The sequence below is a fragment of the Ornithinimicrobium pekingense DSM 21552 genome, from assembly GCF_000421185.1.
Lineage (GTDB): Bacteria > Actinomycetota > Actinomycetes > Actinomycetales > Dermatophilaceae > Ornithinicoccus > Ornithinicoccus pekingensis.
In genome coordinates this window covers 195,824-218,776 of the sequence record NZ_ATWJ01000001.1, presented here as the reverse complement: position 1 = coordinate 218,776, position 22,953 = coordinate 195,824, and the positions used below count along the sequence as shown (strand labels likewise).

The following is a 22,953-nucleotide window of genomic DNA, read 5'->3' as shown; positions in this document are numbered from 1 at the left end:
ACCAGAGTTTCAGGTCATCACCCGCGGATGGTTCGTCGGCAGCCGCGGTTGGGAGGACCGCAGGATGTCCATGAGGGGGCCTGTGAGACTTACCGAGTCCCGTCCGCGGGCTGGAGGGGTCACCGGACGTTGAGGTGACCGCCCTGGCCATGGTCAGACGCAGACGCGGGATGCCACCACTGATGCACGTATGTTGCACGACCCCGTCGACTGGCCCCTGTTACGTGCAATATCTGCAGGTCAGCGTGCTTCGCCTGGATGTCTTGTAAACAGGCACCCGTCGCAGGAACCGCCGCCAGCCCGGCCTGGGATGGCCAGGCTGCGGCGCTGTCTGGCTTTCCTAGCTCTCCTCCATGGGGCAGGAGCCGTCCGCCTCCAGGAAGTCGTCGGTGCACAGCGTGACCTCGGCGACCACCTCGAGCTCGTAGGGGCGCCCGGCGACCTCGTAGCTCACCCGGTAGCCCCCTCGAACCCACGTGCCGGGCTCTGTCGCCTCGAGCCCCATCACGAGGACGTAGCCGGTGAGAGGGACACCCCGCGCCTCCTGCGCCGCCTCGGGCTCCAGGACGGCACCTTCGGCAGGGACCAGTGGACCGACGGAACTGTGCGTGGGAGGGAACTGCGGCTCGAACTGGCGGTTCTCGGTGCGTTCGCCGCCGATCAGCGCATCGACCAGCTTTAGCTGGCGGGGGGTGTCGATGAGCTCGACCGAGGTGATGCGCGCCGGCTTGTCACCGTGGTTGGACAAGATCTGGAAGTAGTCGGTGACCGGCTCGCCGACGGTGACGGGAAAGCCGCCGTAGCCGTGGTCGTCGGGGGTGGGGATGGGCCCGTCGGTGGAGGCCATGCCGAGGCTGGTGCAACCCGTCAACGCGAGGACCATCAGGGCGGCGACAGCCCGAAGCCGCGTCATCAGGGTTCGGGCACCTTCTTGGGGTTGTGGTCTGCTCTTGCGTGGGCCCACGCCGCAAGTGTGGCGTGCTTTGACCGGAGGCGCTGTCACCGGCCCGGCGTGCCTCGGCCTGCTGGTCAGCGCCGAGGTCAGCTCACGTCCCGCAGAACGTCCGGTAGCGCCCGAAGTCCGCAGGCGCCGGCTCTGCATACCGCTCGAGGCCACGGCGTTCCTGGAACGGGTCGGTGACCGCGTCCACGAGCTGGGAGAACGGGCCGAGGTCCCCGTCGGTCCCGGCGGCGAGCGCCTCCTCGACCAGGTGGTTGCGGGGGATGTAGACGGGGTTGACCCGGTCCATCAGCTCGGCCTGCGGGTGCAGGTCGCGCCAGCGCCGGGCCCAGGCGTCGAAGCCGGCCAGGTTGACGAACATGCTGCGTGCCGGCTCGGGGTCCCCCTGGGCCGCCCGGCCGAGGGCGCGGAAGAAGGAGGTGTGGTCCACGCGGCTCTCCTGGAGCAGGGCGAGCAGCTCGGCGACCAGCGGGTCGAGGACCTCGTCGCCGACCGTGCCCGGCAGACCGAGCTTGGTCCTCATACCGGCCGACCAGGCTGCGCTGTATGACATGGCGAACCGCTCGAGCGAGCTCACCGCCAGCTCGACCGCCTGCTCCTCCTCGTGGTGCAGGAGGGGGAGCAGCGCCTCGGCGAGGCGGGCGAGGTTCCACTGCGCGACGGCCGGCTGGTTGCCGTAGGCATACCGCCCGCCCGTGTCGATCGAGCTGTAGACCGTCGCCGGGTCGTAGGCCTCCAGAAAAGCGCACGGGCCGTAGTCGATGGTCTCGCCGGAGATCGTCATGTTGTCCGTGTTCATCACCCCGTGGACGAACCCCACCAGCATCCACCGGGTGACGAGCTCGGCCTGGCTCGCGACCACGGCGTCGAGCAGCGCGAGGTAGGGGCTCCGCGCCTGGGCTGCGTCCGGGTGGTGGCGACCGATGGCGTGGTCGGCGAGGCGGCGCAGGAGGTCCACGTCGCCGGTGGCACGGGCGTACTGGAAGGTCCCCACGCGCAGGTGGCTCGACGCCACCCGCGTGAGGACCGCTCCGGGCAGGCGCGTCTCGCGCTGCACCGAGCGCCCGGTGGCCACCACGGCCAGCGAGCGCGTCGTCGGGATGCCCAGGGCGTGCATCGCCTCGCTGACGACATACTCCCGCAGCATCGGGGCGACGGCGGCCAGGCCGTCACCGCCGCGGGCGAAGGGTGTGCGACCCGAGCCCTTGAGGTGGACGTCCCGAGGACGCCCCGCCGCGTCGACGAGCTCGCCGAGCAGCAGCGCCCGCCCGTCGCCGAGCCTGGGGGAGTAGGCCCCGAACTGGTGCCCGGCGTAGGCCTGCGCCACCGGGGTGGCGCCGGCGGGGACCTGGTTCCCGACCAGCAGGCGCACGCCCTCGGGGGTGCGCAGCCACGAGGGGTCCAGGCCGAGCTCGACCGCCAGCGGCTCGTTGAGCGCCAGCAGCCGCGGGTCTGCGGCCTCGTCGGCCTGCCAGGGGACGGCCAGCTCCGCCAGCTCCTGGGCGAACTGGTCGTCGAAGGACACCACCGGACGAGACTCGACACTCACTCATTGAGCGTAGGTCAGGTCCCGTGAGCGGGCACAGCCGAGGCGACGGGTGACACGGCGTGCCCCGCGTCGGAGGAGAGGAACCTTCAGCTCGACGGGGTCGGCGCCGCTCAGAACTCGTAGCCCGCCCCGGCGCATGCCGTCCTGAACGCATGGTGGTCGCGGATGACCGGGACGCCGCGCAGCCCGCCGTCGGCGAGGAGCAGGGTCAGGGTGAGCAGGCCCATGACCGGCAGGGCGGTGCCGAGCCGCGCCGCCCTGGTGCGCATCCCCGTCACGCTGTCTCCCCGTCCCCGCTGCGTGCGGTGGTGAGCCCTCCCGCGGGCTCGTGGTCCGCACCCGCCGAGCCGCGGCTGGACGGCTCCTGCGCACCGGTGCGTTCTCGCGCGGTGAGGTAGAGCCGGTGCGCGGTGACGACGACGGCCAGCCAGGCCAGGCCCAACCCCCACGCCGCCACGACGTCGGTGAACCAGTGGTGGCCCAGGAACACCCGGCTCAGCCCCATCGCGAGCGCGAAGAGCGCCGCGACGACGACGGTCAGGACGCGGGCTCTGCCTGACCGCTGGCGCAGGAGGAGGAGGTAGGCCACGACCCCCGCGATGACCACCGCGTTGAGCGTGTGACCCGACGGGAACGAGGGCGAGTGCTCGAAGGGCGGGACGGCACTGCTCAGCGGAGGGCGGGCGCGTCCGACGAGGTCCTTGCCGGCGACGGTCATCAGCAACGAGCCGGTCCCCGCGGCGACGATGAGGATCACCGGAGTCCACGACCGCCGGCGCACGGCAAGCAGCGTCATGACCGACAGCGCCAGCACCGGCATGCCCACGACGCCGCCGACGTCGGTGAACGCGGTGACGGAGGAGTCCAGCCATCCCGACCGGAGGTCGACGCTGGCCTCGAGCAGCGGCTCGTCCAGCAGGGCCACGCCGTCGGCGTCGACGACGGCCTCGTAGGTCTCCGACGCCAGCCAGGTCATCAAGGCGGCGACGGACGCACCCAGGGCCAGGACGAGCACGAGCGTCTGCCGGGAGCCCAGCACCCGGCCGAGCTGCTCGGCGAGCCACGCCAGCCACCGACCCGGGCGGCTGGACCACCGGGTCAGGTCGCGGCCGCCGAGGTGGCGGTCCTCGGCCAGCTCGCCGCGCACCCCCTCGTCGACAGCGCGGCTCGCGCGACGTCCGTCCGTCGCTCCCATGGCTGCACCTTTCCCCTGCCGGCCTCACCGGGACGGGCCGCCCGGGCAGGGGCGACCCTGAAGGGGTGAGGGTCTGACAACCGTAGGGACCACACTGCCTCGTCGCGCGCCGGACGGTGCCCGGCACCGGCCGAGGGCTCCTCACGGAACCGCGACCCGAGGCTCCTCACGGAGAGGCGACCGGCACCCCGGGCTCGCGGTCGACCGTCGCCCTCCGGCTCCGGACCGCGAGCCAGGCCAGCACGAGCGCGCTCACCCCGCCGAGGGCCAGCATCACCAGGCCTGCGGTCCGCTGCGCGACGAGCGGGTTGTCGACCCAGGGGAGGGCGAGCCGGGAGTAGTAGCCGGGCTCCACCAGGACGGTGCTGGTCCGCAGCTGCAGCCCGAGCACGACGCAGGAGGCGACGAGGGGCAGCACCGCGAGCAGCCGGGCACCCAGGGGCTCCTCGGACTGCGCGCCCGGCCGCCCCAGCGCGACCGCGAGCAGCACACCGACCGCGGTCAGGTAGAGCAGCGCGATCACGCTCGCGACGTCGCTGGCCAGCAGCAGCCCCCGCACCGGCGGGAGGAGGGTGACCGTGAGGGCGGCCGCGGCGTGCGCACCGGCCACCAGGGGCCGGGTCAGCACGGCGACCACCGCGCTTTCGGCTGCCCGTTGCAGCCACTCGCGCGGCCCGACCGACCCGTCGTCGCGGACCGGCAGCGCCTGCAGCCCGAGGGTGACGGGCGCAGCGGCGACGTAGAGGACCGGCAGCACGGCGAGCACCAGGAGCAGCTGGGCACGGTGCGCGCCCAGCAGCACCGACCCGTAGACCGCCAGCCCTCCGCTGGTGACCCACGCGAGGCCCACGGCACCGACGACGGCAGCGAGGGTCCGGTGGCGCGGCCAGGCGACGCCGGCTGCCCGCACCCGGCGGACCCAGCGCAGGTAGACCACCAGCGACGAGCCGGCCAGCAGCAGGGTGACGGGCTCGAGTCGGAGCTCGGTCACGGCGCTGAGCACCGACGGCGCCGGGGGAGCGGCATACCCGGTGAGGGCCACCACCGAGTCGTCCACAGGTGCCTCGGAGTGCGGCGGCCGGGTGCGGGCGAGCGCCGAGGACATCCCCAGCACCGACGCCATCACCAGCACCTCGACAGCCGCCAGCCGGCGGAAGGCGCCGGGGCGCCCGCGCCGCAGCAGGGGCAGGGTATGGCGCCGGTGCAGGGCGCCGAACGACCCCAGCACCCCCAGCAGCACGACCTTGACGAGGAGCAGCCGCCCCCAGGCGGTGCCGAGGACCTCGGACGGTGCGTCGACGCGCACCGCGAGGCTGAAAACCCCGGAGAGGGCGAGGACCACGAAGGCCCAGGCCGCCACGGCGGAGTAACGACCGGCGAGCACGGACAGGTCGGGTGACTCTGCTGCGGCACCGTCGCGCAGCCGACGGCGCCGGGCGACCACGAGGACCAGCGCGGCCAGGCCCCCGACCCAGACGCACGCCGAGAGCGTGTGCAGCCACAGGCCCAGCACGGCGGCACCGTGGGCGGCCGTGCCGCCGGTGTGCCCCGTCCCGGCCAGCTGCAGGAGGGCGGCCGCGCAGAGCAGCTGCGCGACGAGGGTCTCGCCCGGCTGACGCGCCACGAGCGTCGCGACCGCGACCAGGGCGGTGAGGACCGTGGCGGCGACCAGCGTCCGGCCGGCGCCGAGGTCCAGGAACGCGCCGACCTGCTGCGCCGGCGCCGACAGGCGCGCCCCGCCCAGGACGTCCCGGAAGGTGAGGACCAGCTGGGCCGCCTGCAGCACGAACCACGTTCCCGCGGCCAGGCTCGCGACACGGCGCAGCGCCCCCCACAGCCCGGCCTGACCGGTGGGGGAGACCAGGGCCACGCACAGCACCAGCGCCCCGACGGTCAGCGCCGCCGCACCCCTGCCCAGCCCGGTGACGACGGGCAGGCCCCACCGCACGGCCGCGCCCGGGTCGCCCAGCGGAGGCGGTTCGGCGGCCCCGGTGGCCCACACGGCGACGGCGAGCGCGCTGACCAGGGCCAGCACGGCGGCTGGCGCACGTCCGTCCACGGCCCCTCCGCAGTGTCGAGCCGACCCGGGAGAGGCCGACCTGGACCTGAATCGTAGGGCGGTCCGCGCCGCCGGTCGAGAGCCTGGAGGACGGTCCTCCCGCGAGCGGGGCGCGGGCGAGGGCCGGACGCAAGGTTCGCGCAAGGCGCAGGCGCGAGAGTCGTGGGTGTCCTTCCAGTGACGAGCCCGTGACCTGCGAGTCACTGCCCAGGACGTTCATCCGCAGATGGTCTGAGCACGACAGGGGTAGATACATCATGGACATGACGCGACGGAGCGTCCTGACGGCCGCCGGCCTCAGCGCGCTGGGAGTCATGAGCTACACGGGGCTCACCCGCCCGCTCGGCAACGAGGTCCTGACCAAGTCCGCCAGCGGGCTGTCGGACCGCAACTTCCCCCGGGCCTTCCGCGCGGCCCTGCGGCCGCTGCCCACGCTGGCCCCCTACGAGGTCAGCTGGGACGAGGGCGTGCGCGTGGAGAGGTATGCCGTCTCGGCCAGGGTCGGCACGGCGCAGATCCTGCCGAACCTGCCGACGCCGGTCATCGGCTACAACGGCATGGTCCCCGGCCCCACCATCTCCGTCGAGCGCGGCACCCGCGTCCACCTGAGGGTGCGCAACAAGCTCTACGGCGTGCAGCACCCCGAGGGCCTGGAGCACTCGCACGAGAGCGGGCTGGTGCTCTCCACCCACCTGCACGGCCACGCCTCGCTGCCGGAGTTCGACGGTTACGCCGACGACCGCACCATCCCGGGTTTCTGCAAGGACTACGTCTACGAGAACGACCAGCCGGCGCGGACCATCTGGTACCACGACCACGCCACCCACCTGACGACCCGCAACGTCTACTCGGGCCTGGCGGCGCAGTACCACATCCGCGACGAGGTCGAGCGGGCGTTGCTGCCCCAGGGGGAGTACGACGTGCCCCTGACGCTCTCGGACATCATGTTCGAGGCCGACGGCCGCGCCCGCTTCGACGACAAGGACCACTCCGGCCTGTGGGGCGACGTCATCCTCGTCAACGGCCAGCCCTGGCCGGTGATGAACGTCAAGCGCCGCGTCTACCGCTTCCGGCTGCTCAACGGCTCGATCAGCCGCTCCTACCGGCCCTACCTCAGCACCGGCGACGCCGTGCACATGGTCGGCACCGACGGCGGCCTCATGCCCACCACGCAGGCGGTGACCACGTGGCGGCACGCGCCGGCCGAGCGCTACGAGTTCCTCGTCGACTTCAGCCGCTACGCCCCGGGCACCCAGGTGCGGCTGATGAACTCCTCCAACCCCAAGAACGTGGACTTCGACCACACCAACAAGATCATGGCCTTCCAGGTCACCGACGACCCGGTGGACACCTACGACCCGACCTGGCGGACCATCCCCACCACCCTCACCGGCAGCGACGTCATGAGCCTGACGCCGTCGCAGAGCGTGAAGACCCGCTACCTGCAGCTGAAGAAGAGCGACGTCACCAACGTCTGGAACATCAACGGGACGACCTGGCAGGACGTCATCGCCAGCGGCTACACCAAGGTCCTGGCCGACCCGGCCCTGCACGCGGTGGAGATGTGGGACCTGCACACCAGCTCCGGCGGGTGGTTCCACCCGCTGCACGTCCACCTGGTCGACTTCCAGATCGTCAGCCGCAACGGCCGGCCGCCGTTCGCCTACGAGCGCGGCCCCAAGGACGTCGCCTACGTGGGACCGGACGAGAAGGTGCGGGTGCTCATGCGCTTCGACCGGGCCGGCCGCTACATGGTCCACTGCCACAACCTTCCGCACGAGGACCACGACATGATGGGCCAGTTCCGGGTGGGTCTGGCCGCCGGCGCCCCCGACCCGCACGACCCGATCTCGGCGGCCAAGCCGTGGCTCGACACCTACCCGGAGGAGCTGTGAGCGCGGTCCTCGTGGCCGGGCGGGCGCGTCCGCCCGCCCGGGCCGGGGGGCACGCACGATCCACCGGTATGCGGTGGGCGCTGGGCTCGGTCCTCCTGCTGGCCGTCGTCCTCGCGGCGCGCACCTGGGTGGTGACGCCCTTCGAGGTGGTGTCCGACTCGATGGCGCCGACCCTCCCGGAGGGCTCCACGGTGCTGGTCGACCGCCTCACCCCGATCTGGGAGGACCCCGGCTACCAGGACCTCGTCCTCTTCGACAGCCCAGACGGCCCGGTCATCAAGCGGGTCGTGGGGCTCGAGGGCGACACCGTCCGCATCGAGGACGCGGTCCTGCACGTCGACGGCGAGCCGGTGCACGAGCCCTACGTCGACCTGCGGACCCTCGACGGGGTCTTCTTCGGACCCGTCGTCGTCGGCGAGGACGAGGTGTTCGTCCTCGGCGACAACCGGTTCGACTCGATCGACTCCAGGACCTACGGACCGGTCCCCCTGGAGGCGGTGCGAGGGCGGGTGATCGACCCCTGAGCACCGCCCGGTCCACCAGCACGCCATACCCAAGAACATCGCACGTCATCACTCGAAGGAGAGATCATGACCACCACCACGCTCCCGCAGGGCCGCCGGGGTCGGCACCTGCCCCCGCCGTCCCGGCACGCACGCCGCCGCCTCGTCTCCGTCGCGACCGCGACCGCGCTGCTGGCGACCGGCGCCGGCGTCGCCATCGCCGAGGTGACCAAGCCCAACCCCACCCAGCTCGCCGCGTTCGGCCCGATCAGCGGTGAGCACGGCTACCCGACCTGGTACGAGGACAGTACCGGCCTGCGGCTGCAGCAGTGCCTCGACATCGAGGACCCCTACTGCGACCCGGCGTTCCTGCGCGGGGAGATGCCCGACCCGGACGGGCCGGTCAGCTTCCCGGACAACTGGCCGCTGGAGTCCTTCTACTTCCTGGCCGGCGCGAGCCTGGACATGCCGGGCGGAGGCAGCGCCATCCTGACCAGCGGCCTGGAGGCGACGATGGCCAACGAGGGGACCGTGGACGGGGACCAGGTGGTCTTCGGCCGCCAGCGCTTCGACATCGACTTCCCCGGGCCGGGCACCTACGTGGTGACCCACCCCTACGGTGAGGACACCTTCACGGTGACGTCCACGGACTTCGAGGACTACCGCTACGTGGAGGACATCACCCCCGCGCCGGGCAACTTCGGCCTGGCTCTGCGGTCGCGGATCAACCCCTTCCTCGTCTCGACCGGAGGTCTGGTGACCACGGACAAGGGCACCTACGTCGGTGACCCGGGCACCCCGACCACCGTGACCGGCAGCCCCTACGACACCAACCTCTTCCAGGTCGAGCAGCTGCTCGACACCGGCGAGAGGGTCCTCGTGGCCTCGACCGACCAGTTCACCCTCATGGGCAAGGTGTCGACCAACTCCGGCATCGACCCGCAGGCGGCGACCCTCGTCGAGACCGCGGACGGCCGCTACCTCGACGTCTTCGCCACGACCGACGCCGGCAAGTCCATCAGCGTCTCCGGGTCGGGCCTGAGCAGGACCACCCTGGACGCCGACGGCGGCCGCTACTTCGGCCGGGTCCCGCTGGGGTCCACCACGCCCGGCACCGTCACCTTCACCAACGAGGGCGACGACCCGGTCGCCACCCGGTCGATGACGGTCACCGACGGTGTGACGATCACCGAGGCCACCTACGACACCGGCACCGACACGCTCACCGTCTCGGCGAGCTCGACCGACGAGGTCGACCCGCCGACGCTCACCCTCTCCGGGGCGGGCGACCCCGTCGCCCTCGTCGACGGGACCGTGACCATGCAGACGAGCGCTCCGCCGGCCACCGTCTCCGTCTCCTCCTCCGGCGGCGGCACGGACCAGGCCCCGGTGACCGTCGGCGGCGGCGCCGCCGGTGAGCGCGCGGCGACGATCGCAGCGATCTCCGGGCCCGTGCAGACCGTCGTGGGCGACGAGGTCACCCTGACCAGCGCCTCGCTCAACGCCGACAGCCTGCTGTGGGAGCAGACCGGCGGCACGGACGTCGGCGTCCACGGGGCGACGAACGAGGCTGTCACCTTCACGGCACCGGACGGGGGCGGGCTGCTGACGTTCCGGCTCACCGCGACCGGACCGGACGGCCAGACCAGCACGACCTCATCGTTCGGGATCGAGGTGCTGACCGAGCGCCCGCCGGCTCCCGAGCCGGTGGCCACCGCGACCGCGACGCCCACCTCCGCGGCCGTCGGGCAGACCGTGACGGTCTCCGGCACCGGGAGCCAGAACGCCGTGAGCCACTCCTGGACCCAGACCGCCGGCACCCCCGTCACCTTCGACGCGTCGGCACCGTCCTTCACCTTCGCGATGCCCTCCACCACCGAGGCCCTCGCCTTCGAGCTGACCGTGACCAACGCCGACGGCGTGACGGCCACCACCCGGGTGAGCGTCAGCCAGATCGCCGACGTGCTGACCGTCAGCTCGGCGCAGTACCGCGCCGACAAGGGCGAGTGGCGGGTCGCCGGGACGGCGTCGATCACCTCGGTCAACACCGTGCGGGTCTACCTGCGCAACGCCGACGGCAGCCGTGGCGCCCTCGTGGGCGAGAGCGTCGTCAGCGCCCCGGTGACCCCCGGCACCCCGGGTGACTGGACCGTGCGGGTCCGCGGCGGGGTCAGCCCGGGCACCGCCACCCAGGTGCTCGTCGAGTCCACCCGCGGAGGGTCGACGGTGGCAGCGATCCAGCGGCGCTAGCCGCTCGCAGCAGCCCGGGCCGGGAGGGACACCGCGCTCGCGAGCTGAAGGAGAGGGCCGTGGTCACACCCCTGGACCACGGCCCTCTCGGCTGCCCGCGCACCCCGGTCGCTCGCGCCGTGGCGTATCCCGCAGGGCAGAACTCGCTCTGCGACTTGAGGCCCAGATCTGTACGCGTGACGGCTGCGGGCTTTACGCTTTCTTTACCTCCGGTCGGGTAGCCCGGAGGAGGCAGAGGGGAGCCGCCATGACGGTGGTGCAGGTGCGGTTGTTCGGACCGACCAGGGTCGTCCCGGCAACGGGTGCGGAGGTCCGCCTGACGGGCAAGCACGGCCGCATCCTGGCCCTCCTGGCCCTGCAGCCGGGTCATCCGGTCGCCAAGGACCGGCTGGCCGAGACCCTGTGGGACAACGACCCTCCCCGCTCCTACCAGCAGACGCTCGACAGCGACGTGTGCGTGCTGCGACGCAGGGCGGGCCTGGGCCCGGGACGGTCCTCGGCGCTGGCGACGACACCGGCCGGCTACGTGCTCGACCCCGAGCGGGTCGGCGTGGACCTGGACACCGCCCGGACCCTCGCCGCCCGTGCCGAGGTCGAGCCCGCCACGACCGCGGTGCGCATCGCCTCCGCCGCGCTCGAGGTCGCCTCGGGCGCGCTGCTCGAGGACGAGCCCTACGCGCAGTGGGCGGAGGAGGCGCGGGCGGGCTGGAGCCGGACGGAGTACGGGCTGTGCCTGCGCACCTCTCGCGTCGCCCTCGTCGCCGGTGACCTGGCGCTGGGGGTCACCGCAGCCCGACGTGCCCTGGGCGTCCGTCCGGCGTCAGAGGAGGCCGCGGTCCAGCTGATGCGGGCCTACTGGTGGGCGGGCCGGCGCGCCGACGCGATCCGGGAGTTCCTGCAGCTGCAGGAGACCCTGCTGGAGGAGCTCGGCGAGCGGCCCGGGCCCGAGGCCCGCGAGCTCTACCTGACGATCCTGCGCGACGAGGGCCCCGAGGGTGAGGACGGCGTGGACGCCGAGCACCTGCGCCTGCTGCTGCAGCTGCTGCGCGGCGCCCTGGACCTCACGCCCGGCGTCCGCGCACCCGCCCTCGACACCGAGCTGGCGGCCGCCGCGTCCGCCGCGCTGTCCCGCTGGGGTCATGGCGGCAGGGCCGCAGCAGCGCGGGGCTAGCCGGCCGTGGACGGCGGGAGGCAGAGGGTGCTGCTGGTCGACGACCACCAGCTCGTCGTGCAGCTGCTCGCCACGGCGCTGTCTGCCGAGCCGGACCTGGAGTGCGTGGGCGTCGCCCACGACGCGGCGGCGGCCCTGGCGAAAGGGCGCGAGCTGGCCCCCGACGTGGTGGTGATGGACGTGCGCCTCGGTGACGGGGACGGCATCGCCGCAGCGCGGGAGCTGCTGGCTGAGCTGCCGCAGACCCGCGTCATCGTCCTCACCGCCTTCGCCGACCCGCGCCTCGTCCAACGTGCCGCTGCTGCCGGCGTCAGCGCGCTCGCCGCCAAGGACGGCCAGATCGACGGGCTGCTCCAGCTGATCCGGCAGTCCGTCCGCGGCTCGTTCGTCAGCGGGCACGGCATACCGCAGGTGCAGCAGCCCGAGCACCGCCTGGCGGCTGCCGGTCTCACCGCCGACGACGGCGCGGTGCTGCGGCTGCTGGCCGCCGGACTCGGGGAGGACGGTGTGGCCTCCGAGCTCGGCGTGGACCTGCGCCAGGCCCGCCGACAGGTGCAGGCCGTGCTCACGGCGCTGGGCGCCGCGACCGCCCAGGAGGCCGTGTCCACCGCGGTGGCGCGAGGTCTGCTGAGGGTCGGCCGATGGTGAGCGCCACCTCTCGCCCGGGCCCGCCGGAGCCGACGCGGTCCGAGAAGGAACGGTCCGTCGTCCGGCAGGCGATGACCCGCTTCCTGCTGCTGGGCGGCATCAGCCTGGTCGTGGTGGCGATGGTGACGGCCGTCATGGCCAACGCGGTGGCGCGTGCCGTGGCGACCCGGGAGGCCGAGGACCGCACGCTCACCTTCACGCGGGTGATCGCGGGCCCGGCCCTCGACGCCTCGACCATGGAGGACCTGGCGAGCAGCCCCCTGGTCCAGGCGCTGCGCAACCGCCTGCTGGACGACTCCATCAGCCACGCCGCGGTCTACGACCCCGACGGGACGGTCATCTGGTCGGCCGACCCCGCCGCGGTCGGCACGACCGAGCCTCTCTCGGCCGAGGTCCGAGCGCTCATCGGCACCACCGGCACGGTCTCCCACTTCTCCCGGGAGACCCACGCCGGCGGCGGGGAGGAGGACCTCGTCCTCGAGGTCTACGCCTCGGGGGTCGATGCCGACGGCCGGCCGTTCGTCATGGAGTGGTACTGGCCGACCTCCCACCTGCGGGAGAGCCAGGCACAGGTGATGAGGCTGCTGCTGCCGGCCACGCTCGGCTCGCTGCTGCTCTTCGCGCTGCTGATCCTGCCTCTGACGCTGTCCACGGCCCGACGGGTCGAGCGCGACCGGGCCCGGCTGACGCGGCACGCCCTCGACGCGTCGCGGCTCGAGCGCCGCAGGCTCAGCGAGGACCTGCACGACGGCGTGGTCCAGGACCTGTCCGGGATCGGCTACGTCCTGCCGATGCTGGGGCAGGCCCTGCCGGCGGAGTCGCAGGCGCAGCCGCTGCTGACCCAGATCCAGCAGACCATGCAGCGTGACATCGCGACCATCAGGGGCATGATCGCCGACATCCGGCCGGTCGACCTGCGCGGCGACGGCCTGCGCGAGGCGCTGGACGGCCTGGCCTCCCGGATGAGCGAGCGAGGCGTGGCGACGACCGCCCACCTGGACTGCGACGTCGAGTCGCTGAGCACGTCGGCGCGCGCGCTGGTCTACCGGGTCGCGCTCGAGGGCGCGCGCAACGTGCTGAAGCACAGCCACGCCGAGCACGCCCGGGTCGAGGTCGCGGGGCAGGACTCCCAGGTCCGGGTGCGGGTCTGGGACGACGGGGCCGGTTCCGGGCCGGACCGGAGCGTGCGCCAGCCCGACGAGGAGTCGGACCACCATTTCGGGCTGGCCCTCCTGGAGGAGGCCGTCTCCGACCTCGACGGCGGGCTGACGCTGGGGCGGGCCGCCGAGGGCGGCACCGAGCTCGTGGTGGTCTTCCGGCCCGACCGCGTCCTCGTCTGAAGGCACAAGGTCCACGCAAGGCCCCGCTGGCTAGGGTGAGGCATGGACGTCGACGTGGCTGCGCACCGCGACTGTGCTCCGCTGACGGGGCCCGCGGCCCGGGTCGTCGTCGTCGACGACCATCCGATGATCAGGATGGGGCTGAGCGCCGCGCTGGGGGCCGAGCCCGACGTGCAGGTGTGCGGGGAGGCCCCGGACGGCAGGGCAGGGGCCGTGGTGGTCCTGCGGGAGCGGCCCGACATCGTGCTCATGGACATCGCCATGCCCGTCATGAACGGCATCGAGGCGACCACGTGCATCGTCGCCGACTGGCCGCAGGCCAAGGTGGTGATGCTGACCGCCTTCGCCGACGAGCGCCTCGTGCGGGCCGCCCTGGCCGCCGGCGCCTTCGGGTTCGTGCTCAAGGACGCCGACCCCCGGTCGGTCGTGTGCGCGGTGCGCAGGGCCATGCGCGGCACCCCGCCCGTGTCGGTCGAGCTGACCGACCCGTCCTGAGCCTCCGGGCCCGACCGGCACCCAGCACGGGGGTCAGGGCCGAGCGAGCGCGCGCACGGCTCGCTCGATCACCGGGCGGGCGTCGAGGTCGGGGTCGACGGTGAGCCGGTGCAGCAGCAGGCCGTCGGCCAGCGCCATGAGGGCGCGGGCCGCCGGCACCGGGTCGGGCAGGCCGACGGTGACCACGATGTGGTCCATCCAGCGCTCGAACTCGTGACGCTGGAGGCGCAGGGGCGCGCCGAGCTCCGGGTCGTCGGCCAGCTCGAGGAAGAGGGCGTAGCGGGCCCGGGTGCGGGTGGCGAACGGCCCGGTCTGCAGCTCGACCACGGTGCTCAGGCCCTCGACCAGCTCCTCGACCGTCGAGATCTGCGGCATCGACGCCGGCTCCAGGTCCGCCCGCTCGCTCTCGGCGATCCAGTCGCAGACTCCCGCGAGCATGGCCCGGCGGGTGCGGAACCAGTTGGAGGTCGAGCCGGCCGGCAGCCCGGCCTGCTCGTCGACCCTGGCGTGGGTCAGGGCGCGGACGCCGCGGGCCCCGAGCAGTTGCACGGCAGCCGCGAGCGCACGCTCTTGCGTCGGTGCAGGCATGGACAACCCCCTCCGGCAGTTTTACTATGACCATAGTATCTGCACCTCCTGGAGGGGTCGCCATGACCACGCACGAGCCCCGGACCACCCCGCCCGTCGAGCCCACGACGTGGTCACCGCCGCTGCCGCCGGCCCCGGGCTTCGAGCACCACATCGTCGAGACGCCCGGTCTGCGGCAGCACGTCGCGACGATCGGCGAGGGGGAGCCGGTGCTGCTGCTGCACGGCTTCCCCGAGCACTGGTGGCAGTGGCACGCCGTGGCCCCGACGCTCGCCGCCCGGGGCTACCGCGCGATCTGCCCCGACCTGCGGGGCGCCGGGTGGACGGTGGCCGACGACCCTCGCGTCGAGCCTCATACCCGTCTGCACGACGTGATCGCCCTGCTGGACGCCCTCGGCGTCGAGCGCGCCCACGTGGTCTCCCACGACATGGGCACCATCACCGCCTTCCACCTGTCCTACGACCACCCCGAGCGGGTCCGCACCGCGGTCCAGCTGGCCGTGCCGCCGGCCTTCATGAGATACAGCCCGCGGATCACGTCCGGGTTCTTCCACCTGCCCCGGCTCGTCTGGCACCGCCCGCATGCCTCGCTGCGCCACGTCTTCTCCCCGCGCTACGTCGCCCGCCCGATGTCGCAGGCCACCGTCGAGGCGCACCTCGCTCCGATGGGCCGGCCCGAGGTCGACGCCGCGGTCCGCCCGCTGCTGCGCGGCCTCGTGGTGCCGGAGGCGCTGCAGATGGTGCGCGGCGCCTACCGGCGGCGCATGCTCACGGTGCCGACGCTCGTCGTCTACGGCAGGCAGGACCGGCCGTGGTCCCAGGACAACCTCGAGCGCATCTGCCGCCGCCCGGAGCGGTATGCCGACCGCCTCGAGTTCGCCTTCGTCGACGACGCGGCCCACTTCATCACCGACGACGCTCCGGCCGCCGTCAGCGAGCTGGCCCTGGACTGGTTCGAGCGCGCGGCCTGACCCGGGCCGGCGATGTATCAGCCGCGCCGCCCGGCCCTCTGAACAGGCACGTGATCTATGCCACACAGGGGGAGAAACCATGTCCAGCACCGCAGCACGTCCGACCACCACCGGCACCCTTCGCACGGCGGCCCACCACGTCCTCGACCAGGTCACCGCCGTGCTCGCGGCCCACAGCGTCACGGCGCTGCGGGTCAGCCTCGGCCTGGTCTTCCTGGCCTTCGCCTCGGCGAAGTTCGTCGCGGGGGCGAGCCCGGCCGAGGACCTCGCCGTCGCGACGGTCACCGAGCTGACCTTCGGGCTCGTCTCCGGCCCCGACGCCCTGCTGCTGACCGCGCTGACCGAGACCGTGATCGGGCTGACGCTGCTCACCGGGCGGTTCGTGCGCCTCGGGCTGCTGGTCCTGGCGGGCGCGATGGTGGGGATCATGTCGCCGCTGGTCCTCTTCCCCGAGCAGATGTGGTCCGACGGCGGGCCCACCCTGGCCGGGCAGTACGTCTTCAAGGACATCGTCCTGGTCGCCGGTGCGCTCGTCGTGACGGCGCACGCCCTCGGCGCACGGCTGCGGACCGACGACGACCGCTAGGGTCGGCCGTCCCCGTCGGCCCCGGTCTCGCCCCGGTTGCGCCTCGACAGTGCCAGGATCGAGGCATGGCCGGGGCCGTGCAGGACAGGGCTGGCGTGCCGGCGGGGATGCGGGCGCGGGTCGCCACGTTGGTCACCCGGCTCGCCGACCTGGGCGGGCGTGCGGACCAGTCCCGCGACGAGCGGCTGCGCGCCGGCACCCTGGTCCTGGCGTCCGTGCTCATCGCGCTGCTGGCGTTCGTCTGGGTCGGCACCTACCTGGCCTTCGGCCACCCCCGCTCCGCGGCCATCCCGGCGCTCTACCAGGTGGTGACCGCGGCGGGCCTGGTCGTGCTGGTGCGCACCCGTCGCTTCGAGCGCTTCCGTCGCTCCCAGCTGCTGACGATGCTCGTGCTGCCGGCCCTGCTCCAGGCCTCGCTGGGCGGGTTCGTCGCCTCCAGCGCCATGGTCCTGTGGGGGCTCTTCGTGCCGCTGGCGGCGCTCGCGCTCCTGGGGGTGCGGTCCTCGGTGGCCTGGCTCGTCGCCTACCTCGCCGAGGTCACGCTCCTGGCGGTGCTCGACCCCGTCCTCGTCGGGTATGCCGCGGGCCTGCCCCGCGGCGTGGTGACCGGGTTCTTCGTGCTCAACGTCTTCGGGGTCACGGTCAGCGCCTACGTGATGCTCGCCTACTTCGTGGAGCAGCGGGCACGCGCCCACCGCGCGCTGGAGACCGAGCGGGAGCGCTCCGAGCGGCTGCTGCTCAACGTGCTTCCGGCCCCGATCGCCGCCCGTCTCAAGACCACCACCGACATCATCGCCGACCGGCACGACAGCGTGAGCGTCCTCTTCGCCGACCTCGTGGGCTTCACCGAGCACGCCCGCGGCACGGCACCGGAGGACCTGGTGGCCCTCCTGGACCGGGTCTTCACCACCTTCGACCGACGCGTCGACGCCGAGGGGGCGGAGAAGATCAAGACCATCGGCGACGCCTACATGGTGGTCGCCGGCGCGCCGGAGGCGCGGGCGGGCCATGTGCAGGCCGTGGCCCGGCTGGCCCTGGCCATGCGCGAGGACATCGCGGCCGTCGCGGCGGCGACGGGGGAGGGCTGGCTGCGGGTCCGGATCGGGATCGACACCGGGCCTGTCGTGGCCGGGGTCATCGGGCGCCGCCGGTTCAGCTACGACCTGTGGGGCGACACGGTCAACACCGCGAGCCGGATGCAGTCCCTCGCAGAGCCGGGGCAGATCCAGGTCACCGCCCGCGCGGCGGAGCTCCTGCGCGGCGACTTCGAGGTGCGGCCCCGCGGCACGGTCGAGGTCAAGGGCAAGGGCCTGATGGAGACCTTCCTGCTCGAGGGGTGAGCCGACCTCAGACGCCGACCTGCTCCGCGGTCGCCCGGATCGAGGAGGCGCTGCGCCGCAGCTGCTCCTGCTCGGCGTCCGACATCGGCACCGAGAGCCGCTCGATCGCGCCACCGGCGCCGACCACGGTCGGGACCGACAGGCAGACCCCGTCCACGCCATACTCGCCCTCGAGCATCGTGGAGACCGGCAGGACCCGGCGCTCGTCGCGCAGGACCGACTCGACGATCTGGCAGCAGGCGAGGGCGACCGCGTAGTTGGTGGCGCCCTTGCCGGCGATGATGCGGTAGGCGGCGTTGACCACCTCGTCGGCGATCTGGGCCCGCGCCTGCTCGTCGAGCGCGCCGCCGTGCATGCGCGACCAGTCACGGATCGGCACACCGCCCAGGCTGGCCGAGCTCCACAGCGGGAACTCCGTGTCTCCGTGCTCGCCGACGACGTAGGCGTGCACGTTCTGCACCGCGACGCCGACCCGGGTGGCGATCGCGTGCCGCAGCCGGGAGGAGTCGAGCACCGTGCCCGAGCCGAAGAGCTGCTGCGGCGGCAGGCCGGTGAGGCGCAGCGCGGCGGTCGTCACGACGTCGACCGGGTTGGTCACCATGACGTAGACCGCGTCGGGGGCGACCTCGAGCAGGCGCGGCATGATGCTGCGGGTCAGCGCGACGGTGCTCGCGGCCAGGTCCATCCGGGTCTGGCCCGGCTTCTGCTTGGCGCCGGCGGTGACCACGACGACGCGTGCGCCACGGCATACCTCGACGTCGTCGCTGCCCTCGATCGAGCCCATCGGGGTGAAGGAGAGCCCGTGGCTGATGTCGAGCACCTCGGCCTCGAGCTTGCCCCGGTCGATGTCGTGCAGGGCGACCCGCCGGGCGCTGCCGCGGACCAGGGCGGTGTAGGCGATCGTGGCCCCGACGGCGCCCGCACCGACGACGGCGACGTCCGGGGGAGCGGGGACGGCAGGCTGGGTCATGGGGACAGTGTGGCCTACTCCCAGGTTCGCGGCCCTACAGTTGAGCGCGTGAACGAACGCTCGAGCACGCCCGAGGACCCACCCCGAGATAGGTCGCGCCGGCGCCGGAGGAAGGCATGACCGAAGCCGTCCTCCTGCTGCTGGCAGGTGTTGCGGTGATCCTGCTGATCATCGCGGCGAACGGCTACTTCGTGGCCCAGGAGTTCGCCTACATGTCGGTGGACCGCAACCGGCTCGCCTCCCGGGCCCGGGACGGCGACGCGGCGGCCGAGCGGGCGCTGAAGGTGACGAGGCGGACCTCGTTCATGCTCTCCGGCGCCCAGCTGGGCATCACCGTCACCGGTCTGCTCGTCGGGTATGTCGCCGAGCCGATGGTCGGCTCCGCCCTGGGCACCCTGCTGGGCGGGGCGGGGGTGCCCGAGTCGGTGAGCATCCTGGTCGGCACCGTGGGGGTGCTGGCCGTGGCCACCGTCGTGCAGATGCTCTTCGGCGAGCTCTACCCCAAGAACCTCGCGATCGCCAACGCCGAGCCGATGGCCCGGTGGATGGCCCGGTCCACCCTGGTCTACCTGGCGGTCTTCGGCTGGCTCATCGCCTTCTTCGACCGGTCGGCCAACCTGCTGCTGCGCCTGGTGCGCATCGAGCCGATCCACGACCTGGACACCAGCGCGACCGCGGAGGACCTAGAGCGCATCGTCGCCGACTCCCGCGACAGCGGCGACCTGCCGCTGGAGCTGTCGATGCTGCTGGACCGGATCCTGGACTTCCCCGACCAGGACGTCGAGCACGCCATGGTGCCCCGGGGTCGGGTCGACACGGTGCCGCCGGACATCACCGTGGCCGAGCTGCGTCAGCTTATGGCGCACGCGCACACGCGCTACCCCGTCATCGACGCCGAGGGCCAGCCCGTGGGGGTGGTGCAGCTGGGCGACATCCTGCGCCTGCCGGCGGACTCCGGCACGCCGATCGCCGAGATCATGCGGCGGCCGGTCATCGTCCCCACGCTGATGCCGCTGCCGACGGCCGTGGCCGAGCTGGACGAGGCCGGGGAGCAGCTGGCCTGCGTCGTGGACGAGTACGGCGGCTTCGCCGGGGTGCTGACGATGGAGGACCTGGCCGAGGAGCTCGTGGGGGAGATCACCGACGAGCACGACGACCAGATGCCCGAGCAGATCGTGGCCGGCGAGGACGACGAGTGGCGCATGGACGGCGACGTGCACGTCGACGAGGTCGAGCGCGCCCTGGGCCACCGGCTGCCCGAGGGTGACTACGAGACCGTCGCCGGGCTGCTCATCGCCGAGACCGGCGACCTGCCCGAGGTGGGCCAGGTGGTGACCGTGGAGCTGCCGCAGGACCCCTCCGAGCTGGTGTCGGACGAGCCGGTGCTGCGCAGCCTGGCCGTGGAGGTGCTCGAGGTCGAGCGGCACGTGCCGAGCGAGGTCCTGGTCAGGCTGGTCACCCGGCCGGCCGAGGAGGTCCGTGCCGATCTCGAGGAAGCGGACGGAACCCCCGGGGAGGAGCTGCGATGAGCGATCCCGTCGTCGTCACCCTGGTCACGGCCGTGCTGATCGTGGCCAGCGCCTTCTTCGTGATCATCGAGTTCGCGCTCCTGGGCGCACGCAGGCAGCGGCTGGAGCTGGAGGCGCCCTCGTCGCGCTCGGCCCGGTCGGCGCTGCGCGGCATGAACGAGCTGACGCTCATGCTCGCCGGGGCCCAGCTGGGCATCACCGCCGCCACCTTCGCCCTCGGGGCGGTCACCAAGCCGGCGCTGGACGCCTGGCTCGGGCCGGTGCTCTCCGACCTCGGCGCCCCCTCGTGGCTCGCGGGCGGCGCGTCCTTCGCGCTGTCGCTGCTCCTCGTGACCTTCCTGCACCTGGTCGTCGGCGAGATGGCGCCCAAGTCGTGGGCGATCGCCCACCCCGAGCGGGCGGCCAAGCTGGTCTCCCCGGCGGGCCGGGCGTTCGTCTGGGTGGTGCGGCCGCTGCTGCTGGGCATCAACACCCTCGCCAACCGGCTCGTCGCCGCCAGCGGCGTGACGCCCGTGGACCGCGCCGCGGTCGGCGGCCAGGACGCCGCCACCATCCGGGCGCTGGTGGAGCACTCTGCCGAGACCGGGGCGCTGGAGACCGACTTCCAGCGGCAGATCAACCGGGTCATCGACCTCGAGCGCCTCACCCTGGGCGACCTGGTGCCCGAGGACCAGCGGCCGGTGGCCGTGGGCGAGCGGGCTAGCGTCGCCGAGGTGCAGGAGGCCGCCTCGACCAGCGGCCACCTGCGCATCCTGCTGGCCGCCTCCGACGGCAGCGCCGCGGGCGTGGTGCACGTGCGCGACACGCTGGTGCACGACGGGCACCACCCGGTGCGCGAGCTGGCCAGGCCCGCGTTCGTGCTGCCCCCGGACACGCCCGTCTACGAGGCCCTGGCGCGCATGCGCGAGCACGGCGAGCAGCTCACCGTGGTGGCCGAGCCGGAGCGCACCCACGGAGTGGTCAGCGTCTCGGACATCATGCACCGCGTGCTGCCGAGCCAGGTGCTCGTCGACCCCGCCATCGACCCCGCCGACGCGGGCTGACGGCTGCGGCGCGGACCCCGTGTGCCGGGCCCGCGCCGCAGCGGTGCCTCAGCGGGCCCGCCGACCGGCCCTCAGGCGGTGCCGCGCCGCGCGACCGACACCGCCACGAACGCCGCCGCGGCCAGCGTGGTCAGGCAGCCGAAGGGCAGGGGCAGGCAGCACCCGCCGACCGTGACACGCGTGCTGCCGCGGGTCCAGGTGCGGGCCGGCAGGGGGCCCAGGCCGCCGCTGCTCGACCGCCACTGCCCGTCGCCCCGGCGCACCTCGTCGGCCCGCCGCTGGGCCTCCTCCTCGGCCCACGGGTCGGCCGGCTCGGCGCCCGGCGCCGCGTCCGGCCTGGGGACGTCGTCCGGTCCCGGCTGTCCTGGGTAGGTCATGAGCACCGATCCTGGCACCGCGGCGTGGCACCGGCACCGCGAACGGGCACGCGGAACATCGGCCCGCGCGTGCACGTCATACCCGGCATGAGGCTCGTCGCGCTGCTCTGTGCCCTCCCCGTCCTCGTCCTGGCCTCCTGCGGGGCGGTGGGCGGCGCCGGCGCCCCCGAGGTCGGCGGACGGACCTTCCTGAGCACCGCGGTGACCGAGGACGGCAACCCGCACCAGCTGGTCGACGGCAGCCGGGTCACGCTGGCCTTCGTCGACGGGCGTGTGCGGGCCGGCGCGGGCTGCAACACGATGAGCGGCGCCTACTCCCTCGACGGCGACGTGCTCGTCACCGAGGAGCTGGCCATGACCGAGATGGGCTGCCCGGGCCCGCTCATGGACCAGGACACCTGGCTCGCCGGCCTGCTCACCGGGCGGCCGGCGCTCGCGGTGCAGGGTGACGAGCTCACGCTGACCGCCGGCTCGACCGTGCTGACCCTCCTGGACCGGGAGGTCGCCGACCCGGACCGGCCGCTCGTGGGCACCACCTGGCGGGTGGACTCCCTCATCTCGGGCGACGCCGTCTCGAGCGTCCCGGCCGGGGCGGAGGCGACCCTGACCTTCGGCGAGGACGGCACCGTCTCCGTGTCGCCGGGGTGCAACCGGGGCAGCGGGAGCTACGAGCGGGGGGAGGGGACGGTCAGCGTCGGCCCGCTGGTCCTGACGCGGATGGCGTGCCAGGGCCCCCGCGGGGAGCTGGAGAGCGCCGTGCTCGAAGTCCTGGTCGCCGGTGAGCTGACCGCGCGGATCGAGGCGGCCAGCCTGACCCTGCAGGCGGGCGACGTCGGCCTCGGGCTGCGGGCCGACTGACCCCTGGCGACCCGACCTCACGGCCCCACGGGTGCGTCCGTCGGCCTACGCTGGCAGGCGTGACCCGACCGCCCACGCCCGCCCCGGTGCAGTGGCTGATGCAGCCGCCGTGGCTGCCCGCCCTGCGCGCGACCATCGGGGTCGCCGTCATCCTCAGCGCGGTGACCGTCCTCGCGCTCTCCTGGCCCTGGCGCAGCTGGGCGCTGCTCATCGCGCCCGTGTGGATGCTGTTCGGCGTCTTCCTCGTCTGGGCGAGCCGCTTCGAGCGCAGCGGCACCCGCCTCGAGGCCGACGCCCTCACGGTCGTCGAGGGGCGCCGGCCGCGGCGGCTGGAGCGCTCCGACATCCTCGACCTGCGCCCCGACGCGCCGCAGCGGGCCTGGCGGGTGCAGGCGGTGCTTCGCGACGGGGAGGTCGTCACCCTGCTGGGGGTGCCGCCCTCGGAGCTCGAGCGGCTCCGCCGCTGGCACACGGGGGTATGACGCGCGCGCGTCGGCGTGCTCGGTCCGTCTCACCCGCCATGTCCGTCACATCCGTCACGGCGTGCTCGCCCTCCGTCGGTCGACCTCGTCCAGCTGGGCGAGGTCGACCGACCCGACGCGAGCAGGACCCCGCCCTCGGCCCA

At 73.4% G+C, this 22,953-nt stretch carries 22 protein-coding genes; 14 read left to right on the top strand and 8 right to left on the bottom strand.

Features of this window, described 5'->3' with window-relative positions:
- Positions 1 to 340 precede the first annotated feature (340 nt).
- The 5 genes from K330_RS0101105 to K330_RS18295 all read right to left on the bottom strand — a co-directional run bounded on the left by K330_RS0101105 (position 341) and on the right by K330_RS18295 (position 5,764).
- The gene (locus K330_RS0101105) at positions 341 to 913 is read right to left on the bottom strand and encodes a hypothetical protein (RefSeq protein WP_040657528.1); all 573 of its coding nucleotides are present in this window, start codon (positions 911 to 913) and stop codon (positions 341 to 343) included.
- Between the two features lie 133 nt (positions 914 to 1,046).
- Positions 1,047 to 2,510 carry a protein adenylyltransferase SelO gene (locus K330_RS0101100; RefSeq protein WP_029202175.1) on the bottom strand — a complete coding sequence of 488 codons (1,464 nt, stop codon included), beginning with the start codon at positions 2,508 to 2,510 and terminating at the stop codon, positions 1,047 to 1,049.
- 110 nt (positions 2,511 to 2,620) lie between these two features.
- On the bottom strand, positions 2,621 to 2,779 hold the full coding sequence (locus tag K330_RS23480) for a hypothetical protein (RefSeq protein ID WP_156875631.1): 159 nt from the start codon (positions 2,777 to 2,779) through the stop codon (positions 2,621 to 2,623).
- A gap of 5 nt (positions 2,780 to 2,784) precedes the next feature.
- Entirely contained in the window at positions 2,785 to 3,705 is a 921-nt protein-coding gene (locus K330_RS18300) for a phosphatase PAP2 family protein (RefSeq protein ID WP_022920013.1), read from the bottom strand.
- Positions 3,706 to 3,871: 166 nt separating this feature from the next.
- Complete coding sequence (locus tag K330_RS18295; RefSeq protein ID WP_051145403.1) at positions 3,872 to 5,764, bottom strand: bifunctional copper resistance protein CopD/cytochrome c oxidase assembly protein; 1,893 nt, start codon at positions 5,762 to 5,764, stop codon at positions 3,872 to 3,874.
- Between the two features lie 263 nt (positions 5,765 to 6,027).
- On the opposite strand from K330_RS18295, the gene K330_RS18290 reads away from it, so the two are divergent.
- From K330_RS18290 to K330_RS18280, 7 genes are all read left to right on the top strand, one after another.
- Entirely contained in the window at positions 6,028 to 7,659 is a 1,632-nt protein-coding gene (locus K330_RS18290; protein WP_229665845.1) for a multicopper oxidase family protein, read from the top strand.
- A 68-nt stretch (positions 7,660 to 7,727) separates the two neighbouring features.
- Entirely contained in the window at positions 7,728 to 8,183 is a 456-nt protein-coding gene (lepB, locus tag K330_RS0101075; RefSeq protein ID WP_022920010.1) for a signal peptidase I, read from the top strand.
- 66 nt (positions 8,184 to 8,249) lie between these two features.
- The gene (locus tag K330_RS0101070) at positions 8,250 to 10,412 is read left to right on the top strand and encodes a PKD domain-containing protein (RefSeq protein WP_022920009.1); all 2,163 of its coding nucleotides are present in this window, start codon (positions 8,250 to 8,252) and stop codon (positions 10,410 to 10,412) included.
- 247 nt (positions 10,413 to 10,659) lie between these two features.
- On the top strand, positions 10,660 to 11,583 hold the full coding sequence (locus K330_RS22320; RefSeq protein WP_022920008.1) for an AfsR/SARP family transcriptional regulator: 924 nt from the start codon (positions 10,660 to 10,662) through the stop codon (positions 11,581 to 11,583).
- 27 nt (positions 11,584 to 11,610) lie between these two features.
- A complete protein-coding gene (locus K330_RS0101060) occupies positions 11,611 to 12,231 on the top strand; it encodes a response regulator transcription factor (RefSeq protein ID WP_022920007.1) in 621 nt (206 codons plus the stop codon).
- Entirely contained in the window at positions 12,228 to 13,571 is a 1,344-nt protein-coding gene (locus K330_RS0101055; RefSeq protein WP_156875630.1) for a sensor histidine kinase, read from the top strand. Before K330_RS0101060 ends, K330_RS0101055 begins: the two co-directional genes overlap by 4 nt.
- Positions 13,572 to 13,613: 42 nt before the next feature.
- Complete coding sequence (locus K330_RS18280) at positions 13,614 to 14,066, top strand: response regulator (RefSeq protein ID WP_051145402.1); 453 nt, start codon at positions 13,614 to 13,616, stop codon at positions 14,064 to 14,066.
- A 33-nt stretch (positions 14,067 to 14,099) separates the two neighbouring features.
- Here K330_RS18280 and K330_RS0101045 read toward each other — a convergent pair whose 3' ends face one another.
- Positions 14,100 to 14,654 (bottom strand): TetR/AcrR family transcriptional regulator, encoded by a 555-nt coding sequence (locus tag K330_RS0101045; RefSeq protein ID WP_022920005.1) that lies wholly within the window; start codon positions 14,652 to 14,654, stop codon positions 14,100 to 14,102.
- 62 nt (positions 14,655 to 14,716) lie between these two features.
- On the opposite strand from K330_RS0101045, the gene K330_RS0101040 reads away from it, so the two are divergent.
- The 3 genes from K330_RS0101040 (at position 14,717) to K330_RS18270 (ending at position 17,551) form a co-directional block, all read left to right on the top strand.
- Positions 14,717 to 15,625 (top strand): alpha/beta fold hydrolase, encoded by a 909-nt coding sequence (locus K330_RS0101040; protein WP_022920004.1) that lies wholly within the window; start codon positions 14,717 to 14,719, stop codon positions 15,623 to 15,625.
- Between the two features lie 79 nt (positions 15,626 to 15,704).
- Positions 15,705 to 16,211, top strand: a complete 507-nt coding sequence (locus K330_RS18275; protein ID WP_022920003.1) for a DoxX family protein — start codon at positions 15,705 to 15,707, stop codon at positions 16,209 to 16,211.
- Between the two features lie 65 nt (positions 16,212 to 16,276).
- Positions 16,277 to 17,551, top strand: a complete 1,275-nt coding sequence (locus tag K330_RS18270) for an adenylate/guanylate cyclase domain-containing protein (RefSeq protein WP_022920002.1) — start codon at positions 16,277 to 16,279, stop codon at positions 17,549 to 17,551.
- A 7-nt stretch (positions 17,552 to 17,558) separates the two neighbouring features.
- On the opposite strand, the gene K330_RS0101025 is transcribed toward K330_RS18270, so the two are convergent.
- The gene (locus K330_RS0101025; RefSeq protein ID WP_022920001.1) at positions 17,559 to 18,521 is read right to left on the bottom strand and encodes an L-lactate dehydrogenase; all 963 of its coding nucleotides are present in this window, start codon (positions 18,519 to 18,521) and stop codon (positions 17,559 to 17,561) included.
- Between the two features lie 116 nt (positions 18,522 to 18,637).
- Here K330_RS0101025 and K330_RS0101020 point away from each other — a divergent pair, with 116 nt between their 5' ends.
- Positions 18,638 to 20,050, top strand: coding sequence for a hemolysin family protein (locus tag K330_RS0101020; protein ID WP_022920000.1), 1,413 nt, complete (start codon positions 18,638 to 18,640; stop codon positions 20,048 to 20,050).
- Complete coding sequence (locus K330_RS18265) at positions 20,047 to 21,093, top strand: CNNM domain-containing protein (RefSeq protein WP_022919999.1); 1,047 nt, start codon at positions 20,047 to 20,049, stop codon at positions 21,091 to 21,093. The genes K330_RS0101020 and K330_RS18265 overlap by 4 nt, the downstream gene beginning before the upstream one ends.
- Before the next feature lie 71 nt (positions 21,094 to 21,164).
- On the opposite strand, the gene K330_RS0101010 is transcribed toward K330_RS18265, so the two are convergent.
- On the bottom strand, positions 21,165 to 21,470 hold the full coding sequence (locus K330_RS0101010) for a hypothetical protein (RefSeq protein ID WP_022919998.1): 306 nt from the start codon (positions 21,468 to 21,470) through the stop codon (positions 21,165 to 21,167).
- Positions 21,471 to 21,557: 87 nt separating this feature from the next.
- Here K330_RS0101010 and K330_RS0101005 point away from each other — a divergent pair, with 87 nt between their 5' ends.
- Complete coding sequence (locus tag K330_RS0101005; protein ID WP_022919997.1) at positions 21,558 to 22,328, top strand: META domain-containing protein; 771 nt, start codon at positions 21,558 to 21,560, stop codon at positions 22,326 to 22,328.
- A 59-nt stretch (positions 22,329 to 22,387) separates the two neighbouring features.
- The gene (locus K330_RS0101000) at positions 22,388 to 22,810 is read left to right on the top strand and encodes a PH domain-containing protein (RefSeq protein WP_029202172.1); all 423 of its coding nucleotides are present in this window, start codon (positions 22,388 to 22,390) and stop codon (positions 22,808 to 22,810) included.
- Positions 22,811 to 22,953: the final 143 nt, after the last annotated feature.